The following is a 23,069-nucleotide window of genomic DNA, read 5'->3' on the forward strand; positions in this document are numbered from 1 at the left end:
ATGAACACCCTGCCTTGCGGCCACCCGGGCCGCATCGGCTCCCTGCGCACCTGTTTGCATCTGGCTGTCGAAGAACCTCCCCCGTCCACCCGCCACCTGACCGGCGTGGGCACGCGTTACGACCTCGTCTGCGGCAAGTGCACGCCGGCCGCGCTGGTCGGCGTCTGCGAAAACTGCGCCGACCGGGCCGACCAGAAGAGCTTTCCCGCGGGCTGGCACGGCGAGCCCGAAATCCTGGTGCGGGACCGGGAACCCGGCGGTACCTGGTCCGCCCGCCCCTGCCCGGTGCAGCCGCTGAACGACGGCTGTCTGGCGCCGATGCCCAGACACTGGCTCGCGCTCACCGCGGAGGGCTTCGTGCGGATCACCGACGACGACCAGTGGCTCGTCGGGCCGGTCGAGCTGCCCGAAGAAACCTGCGAAGACATCCGCGACTTCCCCGACCGGCCCCGCCGCGGCCTGCACACCTCCCGCGACGGGCGGTTCGCCGCGGTGGTCTCCGACTACGGCCGGTTCGCCACCGTCGTCGACCTCGACGAGTGGCTGACCGTGCTCGACCTCGACCGGGACCGGAACGACAACGAACACACCCGCTACCCGTTCGCCTTCCTCGGCGAAGGCGAATCGGCCAAGGTCGTCGCGGGCACCGACTGGAACCGCCTGGACGTGTTCACCCTGCCCGGCGGAGAGCTGCTGACCGACCGGGAAACCGCGGCACCGCGGAAGGGCGAGCCGGAACCCGAGCACTACCTCGACTACACCCAGGGCGCGCTCCACGTGAGCCCGTCCGAGCGGTCACTGGTCGTGGACGGCTGGGTCTGGATGCCCGTGGGTGCCCCGCTGGTCGTGGCCGTCGCGGCGTGGCTCGCCGGCGATGTCCACGCGGCCGAGACGGGCCGGCACCTCACTCCCGGTCGCAGCAGCGAGTGGGACCAGCCGATCGCCTGGCTGGACGACACCACGGTCGCCATCCAGCGCATGGGCGCCTCCTGGCAGGAGATGCTCGACGGCGTCGAGCTCTACGACGCCGGGACCGGGCGCCGCACCGGGATGTTCGCGGGTCCGGCCGGACGGATGTGGGCCCACGGCGGGCTGCTCTACGTCGCCGCCGAAGCCGGGCTCGAAGTCTGGGATCCGGCCGAAGGGGCGCGGATCGGGTTCCTCGAAGGGTTCACGCCGATCGCCCACGACGACGGCACCTTCGCCGAACTCCGTAACGATCAGCTGAGAACTTGGACAACTCCGCGGTAACAAACCTCACCCGTGGGCACCTCGACGCCGATTCTCCTGAGTGACCCCCGGAGGCGGCCATGACCACGGCGACCACATCCCCGCAGAACACCCTCGTCCACTCGTACCTGTTCCTCCGGCGCGCCATCGGCCTGATCGGCCTGGCCCTGCCGCTCGTCCTCATCCTCGGCAAGCAGCTCCTCCAAGGCGGCCCGCTCATCGGCTCCCTGAGCGGCTACTACTACACCGATCTCCGGGACGTCCTGGTCGGCGCGATGTGCGCGGTCGGGGTGTTCCTGCTCGCCTACTACGGTCACGACTACGTCGACAACATCGCCAGCACGGTCGCCGGCCTGGGCGCGATCGGGCTGGCGCTGTTCCCCACCACGCCGGACCACGACGTCACCGCCTGGGACCGCACCGCCGGCGTCCTGCACCTCGCCTTCGCGGCGGTGTTCTTCCTCTCCCTCGCCTACTTCTGCTTGAGGTTGTTCCCGCACGACGGCGAGCAGCCGGAGAAGTCCGGCGCGCTCTACCGGGTCTGCGGTGGCGTGATCCTCGCCTGCCTGGCGCTGATTGCCCTGGCCAAGTACCTCGGCCTCACCCCGGACCTGCACCCGGCGCTGTGGCTGGAGGCGGTCGCGGTGGAGGCGTTCGGCGTCGCGTGGCTCGTGAAAGGACGGACGCTGGAGCCCAAATGACGGCACGCGCCTCGTGCCCGCCGATCGAGTGAACGTTCAGCTCGACCCGCCGACCTGCGCAACAACGACAAGGCGGGGTACGACATGGGCAGTAATCCCGCGAGAAGGGGCGGCTCATGGACCTCGCGCTCCTGATCAGCAGTTCGAGTCTGCTGATCGCCGCGACAACGTTCGTGATCAACTGGCGGAAGTCCGCCGGAGCGGTAAGCGACCAGCAGCTGGACGACGTACTGGATCACGTCCGCGCCCACTATCCCCGAATCAACGTTGCTTCACGAGAAGCTGCTCGGACCGATTGGACGGGCAGCTTGCCCATTCTGACCAAGCCCGGATGGCTCTTCGACCCACCTCTGCCGCTGACCTCCGTGAATCTGACCCTGCTCGAGCCAACCGAGGACGACCTCGAGTTGAAGCGGACACTCGCCAAGGCGGCACGAGCGTTGCCGAGAGTCCGCGGCGTCCGCTCGTTCACCAGCTACACCGAGGCGCTCAAGAAGCTCGAACGTCTGGGTTCCCTGTACGACGGCCAGATCTACCGTCTTCTCGGCGTCCACGCCGAGGCAAGGCGGCTGGACCTGACCTTCTCGACCGGGTGCTATTTCGACCACTTGAACACGTCGCTGGTTCTCACCCTGGAGGCAGCGGCTCGTCACCTCGCCGGGCGCAGGAACATCCTCAGGGGGCGATACCGTCGCTGGCTCCGCGACCCGTTCGAGATCCACCGCCGCTCTCCCGGTCTCGGCGTCAACACCCTGACCATTCGCCGAAGCCCCGGCTTGTCCACTTTCTTCCTCCACCGGCGGGACGGCAGCTTCGTGGCTGAAGGGCCGGATATCGTCCACGTCATCCCAGCGGGCGAGTTCACCCCCTCGGACATCGGCCTCGGCGCGGTCCGGCAAGACTTCGACCTATGGAAGAGCATCATGCGCGAGTACGGGGAGGAGTTCCTGAACGTCGAGGAGGCTTTCGGCCGCGGCGGCCGCCCAATCGACTACCAGCGCGAGGAACCCTTTTGCCGTCTCGACGAAGCCTACCGCCGGGGCGAACTGACGGTCCAAGTGTTCGGCTTCGGTCTTGACCTGCTCGACTGGAAGCCCAGCCTCTACACCGTGACTCTGATCGACGCGCCGGTCTTCGATCGGCTCTTCTGCGAAATGGTCCCGACGGGGCCGGAAGGCACCGTCATCGTCGGCCCCGAGGGGCACGGCATCCCCTTCACCGAAGAAAACATCCGCCTCTATGTCGAGCACCCGGGCACCGTCAACGCCGGCGCCGTCTGCCTCGAGCTCGCGTGGCGCCATCGCGAGGCACTAGGACTGACACCGTCTCTGTGACTGGCGGTTCCCGCGCCGAACGCGGTCCGCTGGAGCCCAAGAGTGTGCTGTAGCCCACTCGACCGGGCCACACCACTGGTTACCGGTGGGTAACAAGGGCTATCGTGCGGTCAGTGACAACCGGGGCTCCGCCCCGGGCCGGGGGCTCCGCCACCCGGACCCCCCGAAGATCAGCTGTCTACTTCATGGAGCATTCGTGGCCGCACCAGCAACGCCGCTCGCGCCGAACGCGCGGGGCGTGCGCAATGTCGCCTTCGTCGAGGGGGTCCGCACCCCCTTCGGCAAGGCCGGCGACAAGGGCATCTACGCCGGGACCCGGGCCGACGACCTCGTCGTCAACGCCATCCGCGAGCTGCTGCGGCGGCACCCCGAACTGCCGCCCGAGCGCGTCGACGAGGTGGCCATCGCCGCCACCACCCAGACCGGTGATCAGGGCCTGACCATCGGCCGCACCGCCGCGCTGCTGGCCGGGCTGCCCAAGTCCGTGCCCGGCTTCGCCATCGACCGCATGTGCGCCGGCGCCATGACCGCCGTCACCACCGCCGCGTCCGGCATCGGCTTCGGCGCCTACGACATCGCCATCGCCGGTGGCGTCGAGCACATGGGCCGCCACCCGATGGGCGAGGGCGTCGACCCGAACCCGCGGATCATCGCCGACAAGCTCGTCGACCCGACCGCCCTGGTCATGGGCCAGACCGCCGAGAACCTGCACGACCGGTTCCCCGCGATCACCAAGCAGCGCACCGACGCCTACGCCGCGCGCAGCCAGGAGCGCTACGCCGAAGCCGTGAAGACCGGCAAGATCGGCCCCGAGCTGGTGCCCGTCGCCACCCGGTCCGCCGAGCTCGGCTGGGGCCTGGCCACCGAGGACGAGCCGCCGCGGCCGGGCACCACGGTCGAGCAGCTGGCGAACCTCAAGACGCCGTTCCGCCCGTTCGGCCGGGTCACCGCGGGCAACGCCGCGGGCCTCAACGACGGCGCCACCGCGTCGCTCCTCGCCGACGAGGACACCGCCCGCGAGCTGGGCCTGCCGGTCGCCATGCGGCTGGTCGGCTACTCCTTCGCCGGCGTCGAGCCGGAGGTCATGGGCATCGGCCCGGTGCCGGCCACCGAGAAGCTGTTCAAGCGCACCGGCCTGTCCATCGACGACATCGGCCTGTTCGAGATCAACGAGGCCTTCGCCGTGCAGGTGCTGGCCTTCCTCGACCACTTCGGCATCGACGACGAAGACCCGCGCGTCAACCAGTGGGGCGGCGCCATCGCCTGCGGCCACCCGCTGGCCTCGTCCGGCGTCCGGCTGATGACGCAGCTGGCCCGCCAGTTCGCCGAGCGGCCCGACGTGCGGTACGGCATGACGACGATGTGCATCGGCATCGGCATGGGCGGCACCGTGATCTGGGAGAACCCGGCGTTCGAGGGGACCAAGTAATGACTTTCACCGCAGAAGAGGCGAAGGCCGCGTTCCCGGACGAGGTCGTCACCCACGCGAAGACCCGCCTGATCAAGGTGCCCGGCCTGACCAAGCAGGTCGCGCTGATCACGCTCGACAACGGCCACGACCACACCCGGCCGAACACCTTCGGCCCGCAGGGGCTCGTGTCGTTGAACGCCGCGCTCGACGAGGCCTTCGCCGCCGAGCCGGCCGCGATCGCCGTCACCGGCAAGCCGTTCATCTTCGCCGTCGGCGCCGACCTGTCCGGCGTCGAGTCCGTCAGCGACCCGAAGCTGGCGCGCGAGATCGCCCAGACCGGGCACGACGTGTTCCGCCGCCTCACCGAATCGACCATCCCGACGTTCGGCTTCGTCAACGGCGCGGTCATGGGCGGCGGCCTGGAGCTGGCGCTGTCCTGCCACTACCGGACGCTGTCGGAGAACACCGCCGCCATCGCCTTCCCCGAGGTCTTCCTCGGCCTGTTCCCGGGCTGGGGCGGCACGCAGCTGCTGCCGAACCTGATCGGCGCGGACGCCGCCGTCACGGTGATCATCGAGAACGCCCTGGCGCAGAACAAGATGCTCAACGTCAAGCAGACGGCCGAGCTCGGCATCGTCGACGCGGTCTTCGGCTCGGCCGACTACCTCGAGCAGTCGCTGCTGTGGCTGGCGAAGGTGGTCAACGGCGAGATCGAGCCGGAGCGCCGCGAGATCGACCGCGGTTCGGCCTGGGACGCCGCCATCGCCCGCGCCAAGTCCATTGTGGACGGCCGCACGCACGGCGCGTCGCCGGGCGCCACCAAGGCCGTCGAGCTGCTCGAACTGGCCCGCGAGAACGACCTCGACCGCGGCTACGCGGCCGAGACCGACGGCCTCGCCGAGCTGCTCATGTCCGACGTCCTGCGCGCCGGCCTGTACTCGTTCAACCTGGTCAACAAGCGCGCCAAGCGCCCGGCCGGTGCGCCGGACAAGTCCCTGGCGCGCAAGGTGAACAAGGTCGGCATCGTCGGCGCCGGCCTGATGGCCAGCCAGCTCGCGCTGCTGTTCGTCCGCCGCCTGAAGGTGCCGGTCGTGCTCACCGACGTCGACCAGGAGCGCGTCGACAAGGGCGTGGGTTACGTCCACGCCGAGATCGACAAGCTGCTGAGCAAGAAGCGCGTCTCCCCGGACGGCGCGAACCGGCTCAAGGCGCTGGTCACCGGCTCGCTCGACAAGGCCGCCTTCGCCGACGCCGACTTCGTCATCGAGGCCGTCTTCGAGGAGCTGGGCGTCAAGCAGCAGGTGTTCGCCGAGCTGGAGCAGCACGTCAAGCCCGAGGCGATCCTGGCGACGAACACCTCGTCGCTGTCGATCACCGCGATGGCGTCGAAGCTGCAGCACCCCGAGCGGGTCGTCGGCTTCCACTTCTTCAACCCGGTCGCCGTGCTGCCGCTGCTGGAGATCGTCCGCGGCGAGCAGACCGACGACGCATCCCTGGCGACGGCGTTCTCGGTCGGCAAGCAGCTGAAGAAGTCCAGCGTACTGGTGAAGGACGCTTCGGCGTTCGTCGTCAACCGGCTGCTGCTGCGCTTCCTCGGCGAGGTGCTGGTCACCGTCGACGAGGGCACGCCGTTCGACGTGGCCGACAAGGCCCTCGAGCCGCTCGGCCTGCCGATGACGCCGCTGACACTGATGCAGCTGGTCGGCCCGGCCATCGCGCTGCACGTCGGCGAGACGCTGCACGAGGCCTTCCCGGACCGGTTCACCGTGTCCGAGAACCTCGCGAAGTTCGTCAAGGCCGGCAAGAAGGGCGTCTGGATCTGGGACGCGCAGGGCAACCAGTCGGCCGACCCCGAGGTCGTCGAGCTGTGGACCCAGGGCGACAAGCCGTCCACCTCGGAGGAGGTGCGCGACCGGGCGCTGTCGGCCATCGCCGAGGAGATCCGGATCATGCTCGACGAGGGCGTGGTCGCCGAGGCGCAGGACATCGACCTGTGCCTGATCCTCGGTGCGGGCTGGCCGTTCTGGAACGGCGGCATCACGCCGTACCTGGACCGCTCCGGCGTCTCCGAGCGGGTGAACGGCAAGCCGTTCCTCGCCCCGGGCGTGGCGTCGGTCCCGACGGCCTAGTACTCGCCCTCGCGAGGGCACTTCGGCGGCGGCGCAGTGAGTTTCAGCTGCGCCGCCGTCGTGTCGGAGTCGATCACCGTGACCCGCTCGGCGGTCCGGTAGCGGGCGTGCAGCTCCTGCGCCCACGCCTTCAGGTCGGTGCCCGGGACGGCGAGCAGCGAGACCGACGGCGGGTCGAGGAACACCCGCCGCGCCTTCGGGTCGTCGCGCAGCACCGGCACCGCGGCCCGCATGTCCTCTTCGGACACATAGGTCACGACGACCGCCGCGCACAGCGTGTGCCCGGCCAGGGGCGCCGGGTTCGTGTCCACCGGTAGCTCGGGTGGCCGGACGAGCGCGGCGATGAAGAAGGCCAGCCCGACGCCGGCCGCCAAGGCGAGCGCGCCGGCCGCCACCAGCACCCGGGCCAGGGGTTTCTCCGCCACACCGAAGATCACAGCACACGTTGGCCGCCGGGACACCGCCCGTTCACCCCGGCGGCTTAGCGTCCCGCCGTGACCACCGACAGACGCCGCTTCCTCAAGGGTGCCGGACTCGCGGCCGCCGCCGCGGGCGTGCCCCTCGCGGCTCCCGCCGCCGCTTCCGCTTCCGCTCCCGCCGAGTTCGATCTGGGCCGGGTGTGCGGCCGCTACCAGTGGCTGGTCGGCGACCACCACACGCACAGCCAGTACTCCTACGACGCGATGTACCGGATCGACGACATCGCGCGCGGCGGGCGGGCACACGGCGCGGACTGGATCGTCTGCACCGACCACGGCCACGCCGAGCACGAGAAGGTGTCGGTCGAGCCCACCGAGGCGGACTTCCTCGCCGCCCGGCGGAAGTACCCGGACCTGCTGCTGTGGCACGGCATGGAGTGGAACGTCCCGGGCGCCGAGCACGCGACCGTGTTCTTCCAGGCCGGTTCGGCGCAGGCGGCCAAGCTGCGCGAGTTCGAGCGGGCCTTCGACTGGCGGCTGACGAACTCGGAGGCGTCGAGCCCGGCGAACGAGGCCCTCGCGCTGCGGGCGTTGCGCTGGCTCTCCGACGAGGAACGCGCACGGCGGATCCACGCGCCGGTCGTGCTGATCAACCACCCGCTGCGCAACGGCCGCGTCGCCCCGCACGAGCTGCGGGCCTACCGCGACGCCGCGCCGAGCATCGTCATCGGCATGGAGGGCGCGCCCGGCGCCCAGGCGGACGGCTTCCCCAAGCCGCTCGGCAACGCCGGCGCGCGCGGCGGGTACGTCAACAACTCCGGCGCGAACTCGTGGCCCGGCTTCCCGGCCGAGGCGTACCGGACGCACGGCGGCTGGGACTGGGCGACGGCGAAGGTCGGCGGGCTGTGGGACTCGCTGCTGGCCGAGGGAAAGCCGTGGTGGGTCACCACGAACTCCGACTCGCACTACAACCGCGGCGACACGCTGGTCCGCCCGGACGTGCCGGGCGACTGGTACGACACGCACGGCAAGTTCCCGGACCCGGTCGACTCCGGCAAGCCGCAGCTGCTCGCGCCGTACGCGGACTTCTACCCGGGCGAGTTCAGCCGCACGTACGTCGGCGTCACGCGGCGGAGTCTCGAAGGCGTCCTCGAAGGCCTGCGGGCCGGGCGGATCTGGGGCTCGCACGGCGGCCTGGTCGCCGAGCTCGAGGTCGAGGCGCACAGCGGTGGCTCCGCGGCGACGCTGGGCGGGCGCCTGCGGGTGCGGCGGGGGTCGGACGTCACGGTCGTCGTGCGGGCGCGGCTGGCGTCCCGGCCGAACGGCGGCGGCTCGGTGCCGCGGCTGGCGCACCTGGACGTCATCGCGGGCCCCGTCACCGGCCAGGCCGCCGATCGCGACACGATGACCGCGCCGGGCACGCGGGTCGTGGAGTCGTTCGAGCCGCGCTGGGCGCCGGGACGGCAGGTCGTCTTCCGGCACACCTTCCGGAACGTCCGGGAACCGTTCTACCTGCGGGTGCGGGGCTCGAACGGCGACGCCGAGCCCACGCCGGACGTCATCGGGCAGGCGAATCCGTTCGAGGACTTGTGGTTGTACGCGAATCCGGTTTTTGTGGACCTGTGCTGAGTGGACTGTCCCGTCGGCTGCTCGTGTGGTCGATCATGACCGGGTTGCGGTTCCTGTTGCGGTTGCCTTCCCCGGTGCTGCGGGTGATCGCGGGCCGTCCGGTGGTGGTGGACGGCCGGCGGCCGGTCCTCACCGCCCAGGTGCTCATGCGGGTGTCGCGGCTGGCGCCGTTCGACTCGCCGCACCAGAACGGCGACCTGGCGCGGGCCCGGACCGAGCTGAACCTGGCGGGGGCGCTGGCCGGCGCCGGGATCTGCCCCGGCGTCCGGACCCGCGATACGACGTGGCCCGGGCCGGGCGGGCCGCTGCCCTTGCGGTGGTACGAACCGGAGGGCGTCCCGGCGCCCGCCCCGGCGATCGTGTACTTCCACGGCGGCGGGTTCGTGCTCGGCAGCATCGACACGCACGAAGGCGCGTGCCGGCTGCTCGCCGAGGAAGCCGGCGTGCGGGTGGTGTCGATCGGCTACCGGCTCGCGCCGGAACACCCGTTCCCCGCGGCGGCGTCGGACGCGGTGGCGGCGTTCGCCTTCGTCCACGAGCACGCGGCGAAGTTCGGCGTCGACCCGGCCCGGCTGGCAGTGGGCGGCGACAGCAGCGGCGGCAACCTGGCGGCGGTGGTCGCCCACGCGGCGGCCCGCGGCGAGCTGCCCCGCCCGGCGTTCAGCCTCCTGCTCACCCCGGCGACGGACGCCCTCGGCGGGTCGGAGTCGCACCGGCAGTTCGGCTCGGGCTTCCGCCTCGACCGCGACGAGTGGGCCTGGTACCGCGACCAGTACGTCCGCGACCCGGAGTCCTACACCGACCCGCGAGCCTCGGTGATCTACGACGACACCCTCGACGGCCTCCCCCCGACGTACGTGGCCACGTGCGGTTTCGACCTCCTCCGCGACGAAGGCGAGGCCTACGCAACCCGCCTCGCCGCAGCGGGTGTCCCGTTGGTGCACCGACGTCACGAAGGCCAGCTCCACGGCTTCGCCAACCGAGTCGGCGTCGACCCGGACGCCCGCGCAGCCATGCTCCACGCCGCCGGAGTCCTCCGAGCCGCCCTCGCCCTCACCCGCCCCCGTGATTGAGCACGGAACCCGCGTGATCGAACACGGATCCCGCGTGACTGAGCACGGAACTCGCGTGATTGAGGGCGGAACTCGCGAGATCCGTCTCTAATCACGCGAGTTCCGCCTCAAATCACGCGGGATCCGGCTCCAAGCACGCGAGATCCGGTTCCGATCACGGGGTCAGTGGACTGGGAGGTGGACCGTCACGCCCAGGCCGCCGCCCACGATGGGCTCGGCCGTGACCGTTCCGCCGTGGGCGGCCACTGCCGCGCGGACGATCGACAGGCCCAGGCCCGCGCCGTGGCGGGCGGTGCGGGCCACGCCGGCGCGGCGGAACGGCTCGAACAGCTCCGGCACCGCCGCCGGGTCGACCAGGCCACCCGACGAGCGGACCCGCAGCATCGACCACCGCGGCCCCGGCTGCGTCGTCACCTCCAGCCAGCCTCCCTCGACGTTGTGGCGGACGGCGTTCTCCAGCAGGTTGCCCGCGATCCGCTCCAGCAGCGCCGGGTCGCCGAACGCGGACGCCGACACCACGGAAAACGTCGCCCGGATACCCCGCTGCGAGGCTTCACGCTGCACCGCGCGCCACGCCCGGTCGACGAGCACCGCGAGGTCCACCGGCTCACGCACACCGAGCCCGGCGCCGTCGGTGCGGGCCAGCAGCAGCAGGGAGTTGACCAGCTGCCCGGCGCGCTCGGTCGCGTCCCGGACCACGCCGGCCATCCGGCGCAGCTCGGCTTCGTCGGCCGCGTCGTCGGCCAGGGTGACGTCGAGTTCCGTGCGGATCACCGACAACGGCGTCCGCAGCTCGTGACTCGCGTTGGCGACGAAGTGGCGTTGCGCGTCGAACGCCGCCTGGAGCCGGTCGAGCATGTCGTCGAACGTGCTCGCCAGCTCGGCCAGCTCGTCGCGGGAGCGGATCTCGCCGATCCGCTCCCCCAGCGACTCGACCGACAGCCGCCGCGCGGTGCCGGTGATCTCGCGCAGCGGCAGCAGCACGCGCGAGGTGAACGTCCAGGCGAGGATCGCCGCGGCCGCCACCACCAGCAGGAACGCGATCGAGCCGAACAGCAGCATCCGGTCGCGGGCGTGCACGCGCAGGTGCTCGGCGAGCGTGGAGGCGTCGACCGTGACGCCGTCGACGACCACCGTGCTGCCCGGCGGCATCTGCGGAACGGTGTCGAGCGAGTCCCGTACCAGCGTCCAGGCCAGCCAGAGCAGCAGCAGGCTGACGGCGGCGACCAGGACGGTCGCCAGCAGCGTGATCCGGGCGCGGAGGGTGCGGGTGCCCGGCAGGTTCACGCGCGTTGCGGGGTGCCGGGTTCCGGCACGCGGTACCCGGAGCCGACGACGGTCTCGATGATCCCCGGCTCGCCGAGCTTCTTGCGCAGCGTCATGACGGTGACCCGGACGGTCGTGGTGAACGGGTCGGCGTTCTCGTCCCACACCCGCTCGAGGAGTTCCTCGCTGCTGACGACGGACCCGGCCGCCTGCAGCAGGACTTCGAGGACGCCGAACTCCTTGCGCGTCAGCTCCACCGGCCCACTGGCGCGCCGCACGGTCCGCTTGGCCGGGTCGAGTTCGACGTCCCCGGCGGTGAGCAGCGGCGGCGCGGCCGGCGTGGCCCGGCGGCCCAACGCCCGCACCCGCGCGACCAGCTCGGGGAAGGCGAACGGCTTGGCGAGGTAGTCGTCGGCGCCCAGCGACAGCCCGTCGACCCGGTCGGACACCGAGCTGCTCGCGGTGAGCATCAGCACCCGGGTCAATTCCCCGGACGCGACGATCTCCCGGCACAGCTCGTCCCCGGACATCCCGGGCAGGTCCCGGTCCAGCAGCACGACGTCGTACCGCGTGACGGCGGCCTTCTCGTGCCCGTCGTCCCCGGTGAGCGCGACGTCCACCGCCATCCCCTCGCGGCGCAGCCCGCGGGCGATCGCGTCGGCCAGGGGTTCTTCGTCCTCGACTACCAAAACTCGCACCAGCCCACAATCCCATATTTTCCTGAGAGTGCCCTTTAAGGACCGGGCGTGACCCAGCGGAGGGCGAACCACAGCCGCATCCGGGTCTCCGGGTCCGCCAGATCCACCCCCAGCGCCTTCTCCACCTGGGCGATCCGGTGCCGGACGCTGTTGCGGTGGACGCCCAGCTCAGCCGCCGTCGGTTCCCAGGCGCCGTGGTGGGCCAGCCAGGTCCGCAGGGTCAGCACCAGCGCCCGGTCCCCCGCCTGATCGAGCGCCACCAACGGTTCCAACGCTCTCGACGCGAATCCGCGGGAGGCGTCCGGGTCCAGCAGCGCGTCGAAGTCGAGCGGCTCGCTGCCGGCCACGACCGGGCGGCCGAGCGCGAGCGCCCGCGAAAGCAGCAGCTCCACCTCCGCCGAGGCCGCGGCCACCCGGGACGCCGGCACCGGCGAACCCACGGCCGCGAGCCAGCCGGCCGCGCGCAGGTCCTCCAACCGCGGGACCGAGCCGGCGACGGCCACGAACGACGGCCCGGGCAGCACCGACACCAGGGGCGTGTCCAGCCGGGCCCGCAGCCAGTCCGGGCGCCGGGCCACCTCGCCGGGACCCCGCCGAAACGCCGCCCCGGCGACCAGCCGGACGACGTCGGACCCCAGCAGCGACCGGGCCGCCTCGCCGGGGGACACCCGGCCCAGCAAGAGCCCGGTCGCCGCCGCGCCCAGCTCGGCCGCGTCCGAGCCCGCACGGCCGACCAGGCCGAGCAGGGCCGCCCCGACCGCGAGGATGGCCCGCTCGGCGCCGTCGAGCCGCCCGGGCCGGCCGACGACCACCAGGTGCGACGCCGTGGCCTGCGGGTAGACCGGCTGGACGACGACGAACCCGCCGTCGAGCTCGGTGGTCGCGCTCCGGATCCCGCTGCCCGCCCGCACGGTCGCCATCAGCTCCCGCACCGGAAGGGGCAGCGGCGCGGGCGCGTCGTGCGCGGCGGCCAGCACGTCCTCGGCGCCGACCAGGGCGACCCAGGACCCCAGCACCGCCGCCAGCGCCGACGTCAGCTCGCCGAGCCCGCCGCCCGCGGCGCGCGTGAGCGTCTCGCGCGCCGCCGTGATCCGCCGCTGCTCCCGCTGGCCGGCCTCGGCCAGCGCCACCGAGACCGCCCGGTTGACGGCCAGGAACGGCGTCCGCGACGGCACGACCAGCAGCGGCAGCCCGCGCCGCGCGCACGCCCGGCGCAGCGGCTCCGGCAGGGTCTCGTGCACCGTCGGGGTGAGCCCGAACCCCAGCGCCGTCACGCCGGCGTCGCGCAGCCCGCGCACGTACCGGTCGATCCGCTCCGGCAGGTTGACCCCGGCGGTGAGGATCAGTTCGCCGCCCAGCAGGTAGGGCGCGGGGTCCTCCAGCTCGCTGACGTGCGCCCAGCGCACCGGGGCGTCCAGCGCACCCGGCCGCAGCGTCTCGGGGACGACGTCGAGCGCGAGCTCCCGGTTGCCGACCACGTCCCGTAACGGGACATTCACCTCCGTGGACAGCGCATCCGTGCTCGGGGTCATTTCGTCCCCACCGATGTCGACATGGGGATGAATCATCCCATGCCGGGGAGGGTGCGGGCGAACCTACGGTGACCCGAAACGACGTGAGGAGGACACCGTGACCGGCGACTACGCAGTGATCGCGCTGTACATCGCAGGCATGCTCGGGGTCGGCTGGTACGGCCTCCGGCTCGCGAAGACGAAGTCCGACTACCTGGTCGCCGGACGGCGGCTGGGCTGGTTCATGTACTCCGGCACGATGTCGGCCGTCGTGCTCGGCGGCGCGTCGACCGTCGGCGGGGTGAAGCTCGGCTACACCTACGGCATCTCCGGCATGTGGCTGGTGGTCAGCATCGGCGTCGGCATCCTGGTGCTGCACGCGCTGTTCGCGCGGCGGCTGGTGCGGCTGAAGGTCTACACCGTCGGCGAGATGCTCGACCTGCGCTACGGCGGCCGCACCAGCGCGGTGTCCGGCGTCGTCATGTGGGGCTACACCCTGATGCTCACGGTGACCTCGACACTGGCCTTCGCGACCATCTTCAAGGTGCTGTTCGACCTGCCGAACTGGGCCGGGATCGCGATCGGCGGCTCGATCGTCGTGCTCTACTCGGTGCTCGGCGGCATGTGGTCGATCACGCTCACCGACATCGCCCAGTTCGTCATCAAGACGATCGGCATCCTGGCCATCCTGCTGCCGGTGGCGGTCACGTCGGCGGGCGGCTTCGACGGGATGAGCGCCAAGCTCGACGCGAGCTTCTTCAGCTTCACCTCGATCGGCACCGACACGATCGTCACTTACTTCGTCATCTACACCTTCGGCCTGCTGATCGGCCAGGACATCTGGCAGCGCGTGTTCACCGCCCGCACGCCGGCGATCGCGACGTCCGGTGGCATCACCTCCGGCGTCTACTGCCTGGTCTACGGCCTCGCCGGGGCCCTGATCGGCACCGCCGCGCACGCGCTGTACCCGGACATCGCCAGCGCCCAGGACGCCTTCGCGACGATCGTCGAACGCCTGCTGCCCACCGGCGTCCGCGGCCTGGTGCTGGCCGCCGCGCTCTCGGCGATGATGTCGACGGCGAGCGGCGCGCTGATCGCGTGTTCGACCACGACGACGTCGGACCTGCTCACCAAGCTGGGCCTGAAGAAGGGCGGCGAAGTCAGCCGCAACCGGCTCGCCACCCTGCTGCTCGGCCTGCTGGCGATCGGCATCGCGATGATCGTCGACGACGTCGTCAACGCGCTCACCATCGCCTACGACATCCTGGTGGGCGGCCTGCTGGTGGCGATCGTCGGCGCGCTGTTCTGGAAGCGCGGCACCCGGCAGGGCGCTTACGCGTCGATGGTGGCCGGCACGATCTCGGTCATCGCCTTCATGATCATCGACGGCGTCGACGCCAACACCCCGATCTACTGGGGCCTCGGCGTGAGCCTGGTCGTCTACCTGGCGGTCAGCTTCGCCACGCCCCGCACCCCCGAGACCATCCTCGCCGTCTGGACCCGCCGGCTCGCCGGCGAAGAAACCGCCATTCCGAACCGGGAACAGGAGCCCACCAGTGCCTAACATCGGACCCCTCGACTCGTCGCGCATCCCCCGGTTCGCCGGCTTCGCGACCTTCGCGCGGCTGCCGCGGATCGACCAGGTCGAACGCGCCGACGTCGCCGTCGTCGGGGTGCCCTTCGACTCCGGCGTGTCCTACCGGCCCGGCGCCCGGTTCGGCCCGGCGGCCGTCCGCGAGGCGAGCCGGCTGCTGCGGCCGTACCACCCGGAGCTGGACGTCTCGCCGTTCGAGGAGAAGCAGGTCGTCGACGCCGGTGACATCGCGGTCAACCCGTTCAACATCGGCGAAGCGATCGAGACGCTGCAGCAGGAAGCCGAAGCGCTGCAGGCGGACGGGACGCGGCTGGTGACGGTCGGCGGCGACCACACGATCGCCCTGCCGCTGCTGCGCGCGGCGGCCAAGAAGCACGGACCCGTTGCGCTGCTGCACTTCGACGCCCACCTCGACACCTGGGACACCTACTTCGGCGAGCCCTACACCCACGGCACGCCGTTCCGGAGGGCGTCCGAGGAAGGCATCCTCGACACGAGCGCGCTGTCGCACGTCGGTACCCGCGGGCCGCTCTACGGCAAGCGCGACCTCGAAGAAGACCGCCGGCTGGGCTTCGGCATCGTCACCTCCGGCGACGTCCTGCGCCGGGGCGTCGACGAGACGGTCGATGCGCTGCGCCAGCGCATCGGCGACCGCCCGCTCTACGTCTCGGTCGACATCGACGTCCTCGACCCGGCCCACGCGCCCGGCACCGGCACCCCCGAGGCGGGCGGCATGACGAGCCGGGAGCTGCTGGAGATCCTGCGCGGGCTGCGCGACCTCAACCTGGTCGGCGCGGACGTCGTCGAGCTGGCCCCGGCCTACGACCACGCTGAGATCACCGCCATCGCGGCCTCCCACGTCGCCTACGACCTGGTGAGCCTGCTGGCCCTGGGGAAGGGCGAATGACCCGCATCGGCGGCGACGTCGTCGTCGAAACGCTGCGGGCCCTGGGCGCCGACACGGTGTTCGGGCTGCCGGGTCAGCACGCGCTGGGCCTGTTCGAGGCGCTGCGGCGGGCCGACGACCTGCGCGTGATCAGCTGGCGCGTCGAGAACAACCTCGCCTTCGCCGCCGACGGCCACGCCCGCGCCCGGCTCGCCGCGGACCCGGACGGCCCGGTGCCGGTGACGCCGCTGATCGTCTCGACCGGCCCGGGTGCGTTGCTGACGCTGGCTTCGCTGCAGGAGTCGCGCGCGGCGTCGGTGCCGGTGCTCGGCATCTCGAGCCAGGTCCCGGTCGCCGGCCTCGGCGGCGGACGGCACGGCTACCTGCACGAACTGCCCGACCAGCAGGCGAGTTTCCGGGACGTCGTGAAGTCGGTGCACGTCGTGCGGCGGGCGAGCCAGCTCCCGTCGGCGCTGCGGGAGGCGTGGACGTCGGCGGCGACCGCGCCCTACGGCCCGGTGTGGGTCGAGATCCCGCAGGACGTGCTGCTCGGCCCGGCCGGGCTGCCGCCGATCACGTCGGTGTCGGCCGCGCCCGTTCCCCTGGCACCCCTGCCCGAGCTGGTCACCGAGGCGGCCGGCCTGCTCGCGGCGGCCACGAACCCGGTGATCCTGGCCGGCGGCGGGGCACTGCGGTCGGGCGCGCACGCCGAGCTGCTGGCCCTGGCCGAAGCCCTCCGCGCGCCGGTGATCTCGACGTTCGGCGGCAAGGGCGTGTTCGGCTGGGACCACGAACTGTCCGGGCGGTCGTGGCTGGAGGACTGGCACACCACGGAATTCCTGGCGAACGCCGACGTCCTGCTCGTGCTCGGCTCCGGTCTCGGCGAGCTGTCCAGCAACTACCGCGAGTTCGCCCCGCGCGGCCGGGTGATCCAGGTCGAGGCCGACCTCGGGAAGCTGGAGTCGAACTACCCGGGCCTGGGCCTGCACGCCGACGTCCGGCTGACGCTGCAGGCGCTGCTGGAGTGGGTGCCGATGCGGGCGTCCGACGGCCGGGCCGAGAAAGCGGTCTCCGGGCTGCTCGCCCGCGTCGAGTCCCGGTTGGACGGTCAGGACCTGGCCGTCGAGCGGAAGCTGATCGACGACGTCCGCGCCGCGCTGCCCGAGGGCACGCAGACGTTCTGGGACATGACGATCGCGGCGTACTGGGCCTGGTCGGCGTGGAATCCCGAGGGCGCGCCGATCCACACGGCCCAGGGTGCGGGCGGCCTGGGCTACGGCCTGCCGGGCGCGCTCGGCGGCGCGGCGGCCGGCCGGCCCACGCTCGCCGTCTCGGGTGACGGCGGCGCGATGTACGGCGTCGCCGAGCTGGCCACGGCGATGCAGCACGGCCTCGACGTGACGTGGCTGATCATCGACGACGGCGGCTACGGCGTCCTGCGCGAGTACCTCACCGACGCCTTCGGCCAGACGACGGCGACCGAGCTGACCCGGCCCGACTTCGTCGCCTTGGCCGCTTCGTTCGGCGTCCCGGCCCGGTTGTCGTCGTTGGACACGGTGGGCGCGGACCTCGCCGACGCACTGCGCACGCCCGGACCGTCCGTCGTCGTCCTCCCCGCGTTGCTGAAGCTGTTCGCGCCGACCCACCTGGAGAAGGCATGACCCGCACCCTGGAGCTGACCGACCCGGCGACCGGCGAGGTGTCCGGCACCAGCCCCGTCGCCTCGCAGTCCGATGTGGACAACGCACTGACGGCCGCCGCGCAAGCGTTTGCGACCTGGCGGCGCAGCACCCCGGCGCAGCGTCAGCTGGCGTTGCTGAAGATCGCCGACGCCCTGGAGGCCCGGGCGGCCGAGTTCGCGGACCTCGAGGTGCGCGAGACCGGCAAGATCCGCTCGGTCGTCCTCGACGAGGAGATCCCGGAGTGCGTGAGCGCGCTGCGGTTCTTCGCCGGAGCCGCCCGCCACCTGGAGGGCACCGCGGCCGGCGAGTACACGCCGGGCCACACGTCGGTGATCCGCCGCGAGCCGGTCGGCGTCTGCGCCCAGATCGCCCCGTGGAACTACCCGCTGATGATGGCGGTCTGGAAGATCGCCCCGGCTCTGGCGGCGGGCAACACGGTGGTGCTCAAGCCGGCCGAGACGACCCCGTCGACGGCCGTCCGGCTGGCCGAGATCGCGGCGGAGTTCCTGCCTCCGGGGGCATTCACCGTGCTGACCGGCGACCGCGACACCGGCCGGGCGCTGGTCAAGCACCCGCTCACCGCACTCGTCTCGATCACCGGCTCGACGCGGGCGGGCATCGACGTGGCCACGGTGGCGGCCGCCGACCTCAAGCGCACCCACCTGGAGCTGGGCGGCAACGCACCGCTGCTGGTGTTCCCGGACGTCGACCTCGCGGAGACGGCGGAGGGCATCGTGGGCGCGGCGTTCTACAACGCGGGCCAGGACTGCACGGCGGGCAGCCGGGTCCTGGTCCACGAGTCGATCCACGACGACTTCGTCGCGGCGCTGGCCAAGGCCGCCGCGGCGCAGACGCCGGGCGTCGACTACGGGCCGCTGAACAGCGCGGCGCAGTTCTCCCGCGTCGAAGGCCTGATCGCGCGCTTGCCCTCGCACGCCCGCATCGAGACCGGCGGCACCCGCTTCGGTTCCCGGGGGTTCTTCTTCGCCCCCACGGTGATCTCGGGCCTGCGGCAGGACGACGAGATCGTCCAGGAGGAGATCTTCGGCCCGGTGATCACGGTCCAGTCCTTCGCGGACGAGGCCAAGGGCGTCGAACTGGCCAACGGCGTCCCCTACGGCCTGGCGTCCTCGGTGTGGACCCGCGACCTCGGCGTCGCGGCCAGGGTGTCGGCCGACCTGGACTTCGGTTGTGTGTGGGTCAACACGCACGGGCCACTGGTCGCCGAGATGCCCCACGGCGGCTTCGGGCATTCCGGCCACGGCAAAGATCTCTCGGCGTACGCGTTCACCGAGTACACCCGCGTCAAGCACGTGATGACGAGGTTCGCGTGAGCGACAGGATCACGGACGTCGAACAGCACGGCACATGGTGTCGAGCATCAACGCGTTCGCAACGTCTTTCTCCTCACCGATGAGCATCCTTGGCCGACTCTTCCGACGAAGACCCAAGCCGGGAAGCCCACTCGGTAACCCGCCGAGCAACATCCTGAGCGGTCAGCCCAACCCTAGCCAGAACCTCGTCCCGGCTCCCGTGGTCATGGAACGACTGAGGAACAGCCAGATCCCGCAGGGGAACATCACACTCGGCATCCCGGAACATCGCGGCAAGAGCCGACCCGAACCCACCATGCCGACCACTGTCCTCGACAGTGACGACAAGCTTGTGCTGCGAAGCCAGGGCAACCAACTCAGCGGGAACCGGAAGCACCCACCGAGGATCGACAACGGTAACCCCGATCCCCTGATCAGCCAGCCGATCGGCAGCCGCAAGCCCCAAAGTCGCAAAGGCACCGACCGTCACAAGAAGAACGTCAGCACCCTCGGCCGGCCGGCGCAGCACGTCGACACCGCCAACCCGCTCGACGGCGGCGACATCGGTACCGACCTTGCCCTTCGAGAACCGAAGAGCGGTAGGCCCGTCGGAAACAGCAATGGCCTCCCGCAGCTCCTCCCGCAGAGTGGCCGGGTCACGCGGAGCGGCAACCCGCATCCCGGGAACCATCCCGAGCAACGACAGATCCCACATACCGTGGTGAGAAGGCCCATCGGGCCCGGTGATCCCGGCCCGGTCCAGCACCAGCGTCACGGGCAGCCGATGCAGGGCGACATCCATCAGCACCTGGTCGAACGCCCGGTTCAGGAACGTCGAGTAGATCGCCACAACGGGGTGCAACCCACCCATGGCCAACCCGGCGGCCGAGGTGACCGCGTGCTGCTCGGCGATCCCGACGTCGTACCACCGATCCGGGAACGCTTCGGCGAACTTGTCCAGCCCGGTCGAGCGCAGCATCGCCGCGGTGATCGCCACGACGTCCTCGCGCTCGGCACCGATCGCCGCCAGCTCGGAGCCGAACACCCCGGTCCAGCTGGGTCCCTTGACCGGCGGGAGCCCGGTCTCCGGGTCGATCGGATCGGTCTGGTGCATTTGGTCGTGCTGGTTGTTGACCGCGGGCGCGTACCCGTGCCCCTTTTCGGTGACCACGTGCACGATCACCGCCCCGCCGAACGACCGCGCACTGTGGAACGCCTTTTCCAACGCGACGAGGTCGTGCCCGTCGACCGGCCCGAGGTACTTCAGGCCGAGGTCGGAGAACATCGCCTGCGGGCTCAGCGCATCCTTCAGGCCGGCCTTCGCGGCGTGCAGCGCGGCGTAGATCGGCTTCCCGACCACCGGCGTGTGCTTGAGGATTTCGCGGCCGCCGTCGAGGAGCCGCTCGTAGCCGGGCTGCAGGCGCAGCGCCGCGAGGTGGTCGGCCAGCCCGCCGATGGTCGGCGAGTAGGACCGGCCGTTGTCGTTGATCACGATGACGACCGGGCGGTCCTTGTGCGCGGCGATGTTGTTGAGCGCCTCCCAGCACATGCCGCCGGTGAGCGCGCCGTCGCCGACGACGGCGATCGCGTGCCGCCCGCCGCCGGCCAGCTCGAACGCCTTCGCCAGGCCATCCACATAGGACAGTCCGGACGAGGCGTGGCTGCTCTCCACCCAGTCGTGCTCACTCTCCGCACGCGAGGGGTAACCGGTGACGCCGCCGGTCTGGCGCAGCAGGTCGAACCCCGCCGCCCGGCCGGTGACGAGCTTGTGGACGTACGCCTGGTGACCGACGTCCCACACGATCGCGTCACGCGGCGAGTCGAACACGCGGTGCAGCGCCAGGGTCAGCTCGACGACACCCAGGTTCGGCCCCAGGTGACCGCCCGCCCGCCGGACCTTGTCGACGAGGAAGTCCCGGATCTCGGCGGACAGTTCGCCGAGGTCCTCGACACTCATGCGCTTCAGGTCCGCCGGTCCGCTCACGGACTCCAGCATCGTCACTCGTCTCCACCTCACTCGCTCGGTTCCGGCCAGTCTACGGAGACCCGCCAGAGCCGGGCCGCAGGCCGCGTCCGGCGTCACAACCGGAGCGCGACCGCAGGTCAGCACGTGGGGTGAACCTCGTCTCGCCGCGTCGCTGTGGCGGTCACGCCGCGTGGCCACGAGAATGGTTCGCATGGCGGATTTCTTCATCGGCGGCGAATGGGTGGACGCGGTGGACGGCGCCCGGCGGGAGATCCGCTGCCCGGCCGACGGCTCCCTGGTCGCGACGGTCGCCGAAGGCACCGCCAAGGACACCGAGGCCGCCATCGCGGCGGCGCGCCGGGCGTTCGACACCGGCTCGTGGCCCGGCACCCCCGCCCACCTGCGCGGCGACCTGCTGCTGCGCACGGCGGACCTGCTCGACCGCGACGCCGAGGCGTTCGCCCGCGCCGAGTCGCTCGACACCGGCAAGCGCCTGGTCGAGAGCCGTTACGACATGGCCGACATCGCGGCCTGCCTGCGCTACTTCGGCAAGCTCGCGGCCCAGGACGCCGGGCGCGTCGTCGACACCGGCAACCCGGACGCGTTCAGCCGGATCGTGCACGAGCCGGTCGGCGTCTGCGGGCTGATCACGCCGTGGAACTACCCGCTGCTGCAGACCGTGTGGAAGATCGCACCGGCGCTGGCCGCGGGCAACACGTTCGTGCTCAAGCCGAGCGAGCTGACCCCGCACACCGCGATCCGGTTCCTCAAGCTGCTCACCGAGGCCGGCCTGCCGCCGGGCGCCGGCAACCTGGTGCTGGGCGCGGGCGCCGAGGCCGGCGCGCCGCTGGCGTCGCACCCGGACGTCGACCTCGTGTCGTTCACCGGCGGCCTGGCGACCGGCAAGGTGATCGCCGCGGCGGCCGCGGGCACGGTCAAGAAGGTCGCCCTGGAACTGGGCGGGAAGAACCCGAACGTGGTATTCGCCGACGCCGACTTCGAGACGGCGGTCGACTACGCGTTGACGGCGGTGTTCCTCCATTCCGGCCAGGTGTGCTCGGCGGGCGCCCGGCTGATCGTGCAGCGCGAGTGGCACGACGAGTTCGTGAACGAGCTGGTGCGCCGGGCCGAGCGCATCCGCCTGGGCGGCCCGTTCGACGCGCAGGCGGAGACCGGCCCGCTGATCTCGGCGGCCCACCGCGCGAAGGTCGAGGCGTACGTGGCGGCGGCCTTGGCGGAGGGCGCGGTGCTCCGCACGGGCGGCCGCCGCCCGGACGACCCGGCGCTGGCCGACGGCTTCTATTACTTGCCGACCATCCTCGACCAGGTGAAACAGGGTTCGTCGGCGGTCGTCGAGGAGTCGTTCGGCCCGGTCCTGACGGTCGAGACGTTCACCGACGAGGACGACGCGGTCCGCATCGCCAACGACACGCACTACGGCCTGGCGGGCGCGGTGTTCACCCAGGACGCCGGCCGCGCCCAGCGGGTCGCGGGCCGCCTGCGCCACGGAACGGTGTGGATCAACGACTTCCACCCGTACCTCCCCCAGGCCGAGTGGGGCGGCTACAAGCAGTCCGGATTCGGCCGCGAGCTGGGCCCGACGGGACTGGCCGAGTACACCGAGGTCAAGCACATCTACCAGAACCTCAGGCCGGAACCGCAACGCTGGTTCTCGGGCTGAAACCGGCCTTATGCTGCGTCGACGGCGACGCAGGGGAGGCCGGAGTGGACGAACAGCGAAAGCGTCTCCGAGGCCCGCGGGCCGTGCTGGTGGGGGCGGCGGGCCTGGGCGTGCTGGCGGGGCTGACCCTCCGGACGGCCGAGTACCCGGGGATGTTGCCGCCCGGAACCCCGGACCCGGAGCTGGACCTGGGCTTGCGCCTGGTCTGCGCGGCGGCGGTGCTGATCGCGGTGACACTGGCGTACTTGACGTTCGCACGGCACCAGGACGAGCCCCTGGCCATGGCGTGCCTGCCGGGGCTGGTGGTGACGGGCGTGGTGTTGAGGCACCTGGTGGTGACACTGCCCGGAGTGACCCGCATCCAGCCGGCGGCCCGGGTGGTGCCGGGAGCGGGGGCGTGGGTGCTGCTGGTGTCGGGGGTAGCGATGACGGCGACCGGGCTCGCGGCGGCGTTCGCGGTGCGCCGGGCGGGCTGAGGTCGTCGCATCCGCCGTGGCCGCGACGACCGCGATCACCACCGACAGCACCACCAGCGTCGCGTCGTAG

Annotated in this window: 18 protein-coding genes; 13 read left to right on the forward strand and 5 right to left on the reverse strand. The window is 71.6% G+C overall.

Annotation, left to right across the window (positions count from 1 at the left end):
- The 5 genes from ACWEVN_RS09965 to ACWEVN_RS09985 all read left to right on the forward strand — a co-directional run bounded on the left by ACWEVN_RS09965 (position 1) and on the right by ACWEVN_RS09985 (position 6,805).
- Positions 1-1,251: a hypothetical protein gene (locus ACWEVN_RS09965; protein WP_452050961.1), complete on the forward strand. Its 1,251-nt coding sequence runs from the start codon at positions 1-3 to the stop codon at positions 1,249-1,251.
- 59 nt (positions 1,252-1,310) lie between these two features.
- Positions 1,311-1,931 carry a DUF998 domain-containing protein gene (locus ACWEVN_RS09970; RefSeq protein WP_452050962.1) on the forward strand — a complete coding sequence of 207 codons (621 nt, stop codon included), beginning with the start codon at positions 1,311-1,313 and terminating at the stop codon, positions 1,929-1,931.
- Positions 1,932-2,047: 116 nt separating this feature from the next.
- Positions 2,048-3,265, forward strand: coding sequence for a hypothetical protein (locus tag ACWEVN_RS09975; RefSeq protein ID WP_452050963.1), 1,218 nt, complete (start codon positions 2,048-2,050; stop codon positions 3,263-3,265).
- 238 nt (positions 3,266-3,503) lie between these two features.
- Complete coding sequence (locus ACWEVN_RS09980) at positions 3,504-4,694, forward strand: thiolase family protein (RefSeq protein WP_449683930.1); 1,191 nt, start codon at positions 3,504-3,506, stop codon at positions 4,692-4,694.
- Positions 4,694-6,805, forward strand: a complete 2,112-nt coding sequence (locus ACWEVN_RS09985) for a 3-hydroxyacyl-CoA dehydrogenase NAD-binding domain-containing protein (RefSeq protein WP_452050964.1) — start codon at positions 4,694-4,696, stop codon at positions 6,803-6,805. Before ACWEVN_RS09980 ends, ACWEVN_RS09985 begins: the two co-directional genes overlap by 1 nt.
- Here the strand turns inward: ACWEVN_RS09985 and ACWEVN_RS09990 are convergent.
- Entirely contained in the window at positions 6,802-7,230 is a 429-nt protein-coding gene (locus tag ACWEVN_RS09990; protein ID WP_452050965.1) for a hypothetical protein, read from the reverse strand. The genes ACWEVN_RS09985 and ACWEVN_RS09990 overlap by 4 nt on opposite strands.
- Before the next feature lie 69 nt (positions 7,231-7,299).
- Here ACWEVN_RS09990 and ACWEVN_RS09995 point away from each other — a divergent pair, with 69 nt between their 5' ends.
- Together ACWEVN_RS09995 and ACWEVN_RS10000 are read left to right on the forward strand one after the other, a co-directional pair.
- On the forward strand, positions 7,300-8,853 hold the full coding sequence (locus tag ACWEVN_RS09995; protein WP_452050966.1) for a twin-arginine translocation signal domain-containing protein: 1,554 nt from the start codon (positions 7,300-7,302) through the stop codon (positions 8,851-8,853).
- Positions 8,847-9,926 (forward strand): alpha/beta hydrolase, encoded by a 1,080-nt coding sequence (locus ACWEVN_RS10000; RefSeq protein WP_452050967.1) that lies wholly within the window; start codon positions 8,847-8,849, stop codon positions 9,924-9,926. Before ACWEVN_RS09995 ends, ACWEVN_RS10000 begins: the two co-directional genes overlap by 7 nt.
- 162 nt (positions 9,927-10,088) lie before the next feature.
- Here ACWEVN_RS10000 and ACWEVN_RS10005 read toward each other — a convergent pair whose 3' ends face one another.
- From ACWEVN_RS10005 to ACWEVN_RS10015, 3 genes are read right to left on the reverse strand one after another with little or no spacing between them, the layout of a single operon-like run.
- Positions 10,089-11,213, reverse strand: a complete 1,125-nt coding sequence (locus ACWEVN_RS10005) for a sensor histidine kinase (RefSeq protein ID WP_449683860.1) — start codon at positions 11,211-11,213, stop codon at positions 10,089-10,091.
- A complete protein-coding gene (locus ACWEVN_RS10010) occupies positions 11,210-11,890 on the reverse strand; it encodes a response regulator transcription factor (RefSeq protein WP_043781112.1) in 681 nt (226 codons plus the stop codon). The genes ACWEVN_RS10005 and ACWEVN_RS10010 overlap by 4 nt, the downstream gene beginning before the upstream one ends.
- 35 nt (positions 11,891-11,925) lie before the next feature.
- A complete protein-coding gene (locus ACWEVN_RS10015; RefSeq protein ID WP_452050968.1) occupies positions 11,926-13,422 on the reverse strand; it encodes a PucR family transcriptional regulator in 1,497 nt (498 codons plus the stop codon).
- Between the two features lie 97 nt (positions 13,423-13,519).
- Between ACWEVN_RS10015 and ACWEVN_RS10020 the strand changes: the two genes are divergently transcribed.
- From ACWEVN_RS10020 to ACWEVN_RS10035, 4 genes are read left to right on the forward strand one after another with little or no spacing between them, the layout of a single operon-like run.
- The gene (locus ACWEVN_RS10020) at positions 13,520-14,965 is read left to right on the forward strand and encodes a sodium:solute symporter (RefSeq protein ID WP_452050969.1); all 1,446 of its coding nucleotides are present in this window, start codon (positions 13,520-13,522) and stop codon (positions 14,963-14,965) included.
- A complete protein-coding gene (gene speB, locus ACWEVN_RS10025; RefSeq protein WP_452050970.1) occupies positions 14,958-15,902 on the forward strand; it encodes an agmatinase in 945 nt (314 codons plus the stop codon). The genes ACWEVN_RS10020 and speB overlap by 8 nt, the downstream gene beginning before the upstream one ends.
- Positions 15,899-17,542: a thiamine pyrophosphate-binding protein gene (locus ACWEVN_RS10030; protein WP_452050971.1), complete on the forward strand. Its 1,644-nt coding sequence runs from the start codon at positions 15,899-15,901 to the stop codon at positions 17,540-17,542. The genes speB and ACWEVN_RS10030 overlap by 4 nt, the downstream gene beginning before the upstream one ends.
- Positions 17,539-18,897 (forward strand): aminobutyraldehyde dehydrogenase, encoded by a 1,359-nt coding sequence (locus ACWEVN_RS10035; RefSeq protein ID WP_449683855.1) that lies wholly within the window; start codon positions 17,539-17,541, stop codon positions 18,895-18,897. Before ACWEVN_RS10030 ends, ACWEVN_RS10035 begins: the two co-directional genes overlap by 4 nt.
- Before the next feature lie 73 nt (positions 18,898-18,970).
- On the opposite strand, the gene dxs is transcribed toward ACWEVN_RS10035, so the two are convergent.
- Entirely contained in the window at positions 18,971-20,878 is a 1,908-nt protein-coding gene (gene dxs, locus ACWEVN_RS10040; protein WP_449683854.1) for a 1-deoxy-D-xylulose-5-phosphate synthase, read from the reverse strand.
- Positions 20,879-21,053: 175 nt separating this feature from the next.
- On the opposite strand from dxs, the gene ACWEVN_RS10045 reads away from it, so the two are divergent.
- Both ACWEVN_RS10045 and ACWEVN_RS10050 read left to right on the forward strand, forming a co-directional pair.
- The gene (locus tag ACWEVN_RS10045) at positions 21,054-22,523 is read left to right on the forward strand and encodes an aldehyde dehydrogenase family protein (protein ID WP_452050972.1); all 1,470 of its coding nucleotides are present in this window, start codon (positions 21,054-21,056) and stop codon (positions 22,521-22,523) included.
- Between the two features lie 44 nt (positions 22,524-22,567).
- Positions 22,568-22,999 carry a hypothetical protein gene (locus ACWEVN_RS10050; protein WP_449683852.1) on the forward strand — a complete coding sequence of 144 codons (432 nt, stop codon included), beginning with the start codon at positions 22,568-22,570 and terminating at the stop codon, positions 22,997-22,999.
- Positions 23,000-23,069 lie beyond the last annotated feature (70 nt).

It is taken from the genome of Amycolatopsis sp. NPDC003861, assembly GCF_053605405.1.

Excerpts from the sequence above, each read along its gene's own strand:
- ACWEVN_RS09970 (WP_452050962.1), top strand. The coding sequence starts at position 1,311 with ATGACCACGGCGACCACATCCCCGCAGAACACCCTCGTCCACTCGTAC.
- ACWEVN_RS10045 (WP_452050972.1), top strand. The coding sequence starts at position 21,054 with ATGGCGGATTTCTTCATCGGCGGCGAATGGGTGGACGCGGTGGACGGC.
- ACWEVN_RS09985 (WP_452050964.1), top strand. The coding sequence starts at position 4,694 with ATGACTTTCACCGCAGAAGAGGCGAAGGCCGCGTTCCCGGACGAGGTC.
- ACWEVN_RS10035 (WP_449683855.1), top strand. The coding sequence starts at position 17,539 with ATGACCCGCACCCTGGAGCTGACCGACCCGGCGACCGGCGAGGTGTCC.
- ACWEVN_RS10030 (WP_452050971.1), top strand. The coding sequence starts at position 15,899 with ATGACCCGCATCGGCGGCGACGTCGTCGTCGAAACGCTGCGGGCCCTG.
- ACWEVN_RS09975 (WP_452050963.1), top strand. The coding sequence starts at position 2,048 with ATGGACCTCGCGCTCCTGATCAGCAGTTCGAGTCTGCTGATCGCCGCG.
- ACWEVN_RS09965 (WP_452050961.1), top strand. The coding sequence starts at position 1 with ATGAACACCCTGCCTTGCGGCCACCCGGGCCGCATCGGCTCCCTGCGC.
- ACWEVN_RS10015 (WP_452050968.1), bottom strand. The coding sequence starts at position 13,422 with ATGACCCCGAGCACGGATGCGCTGTCCACGGAGGTGAATGTCCCGTTA.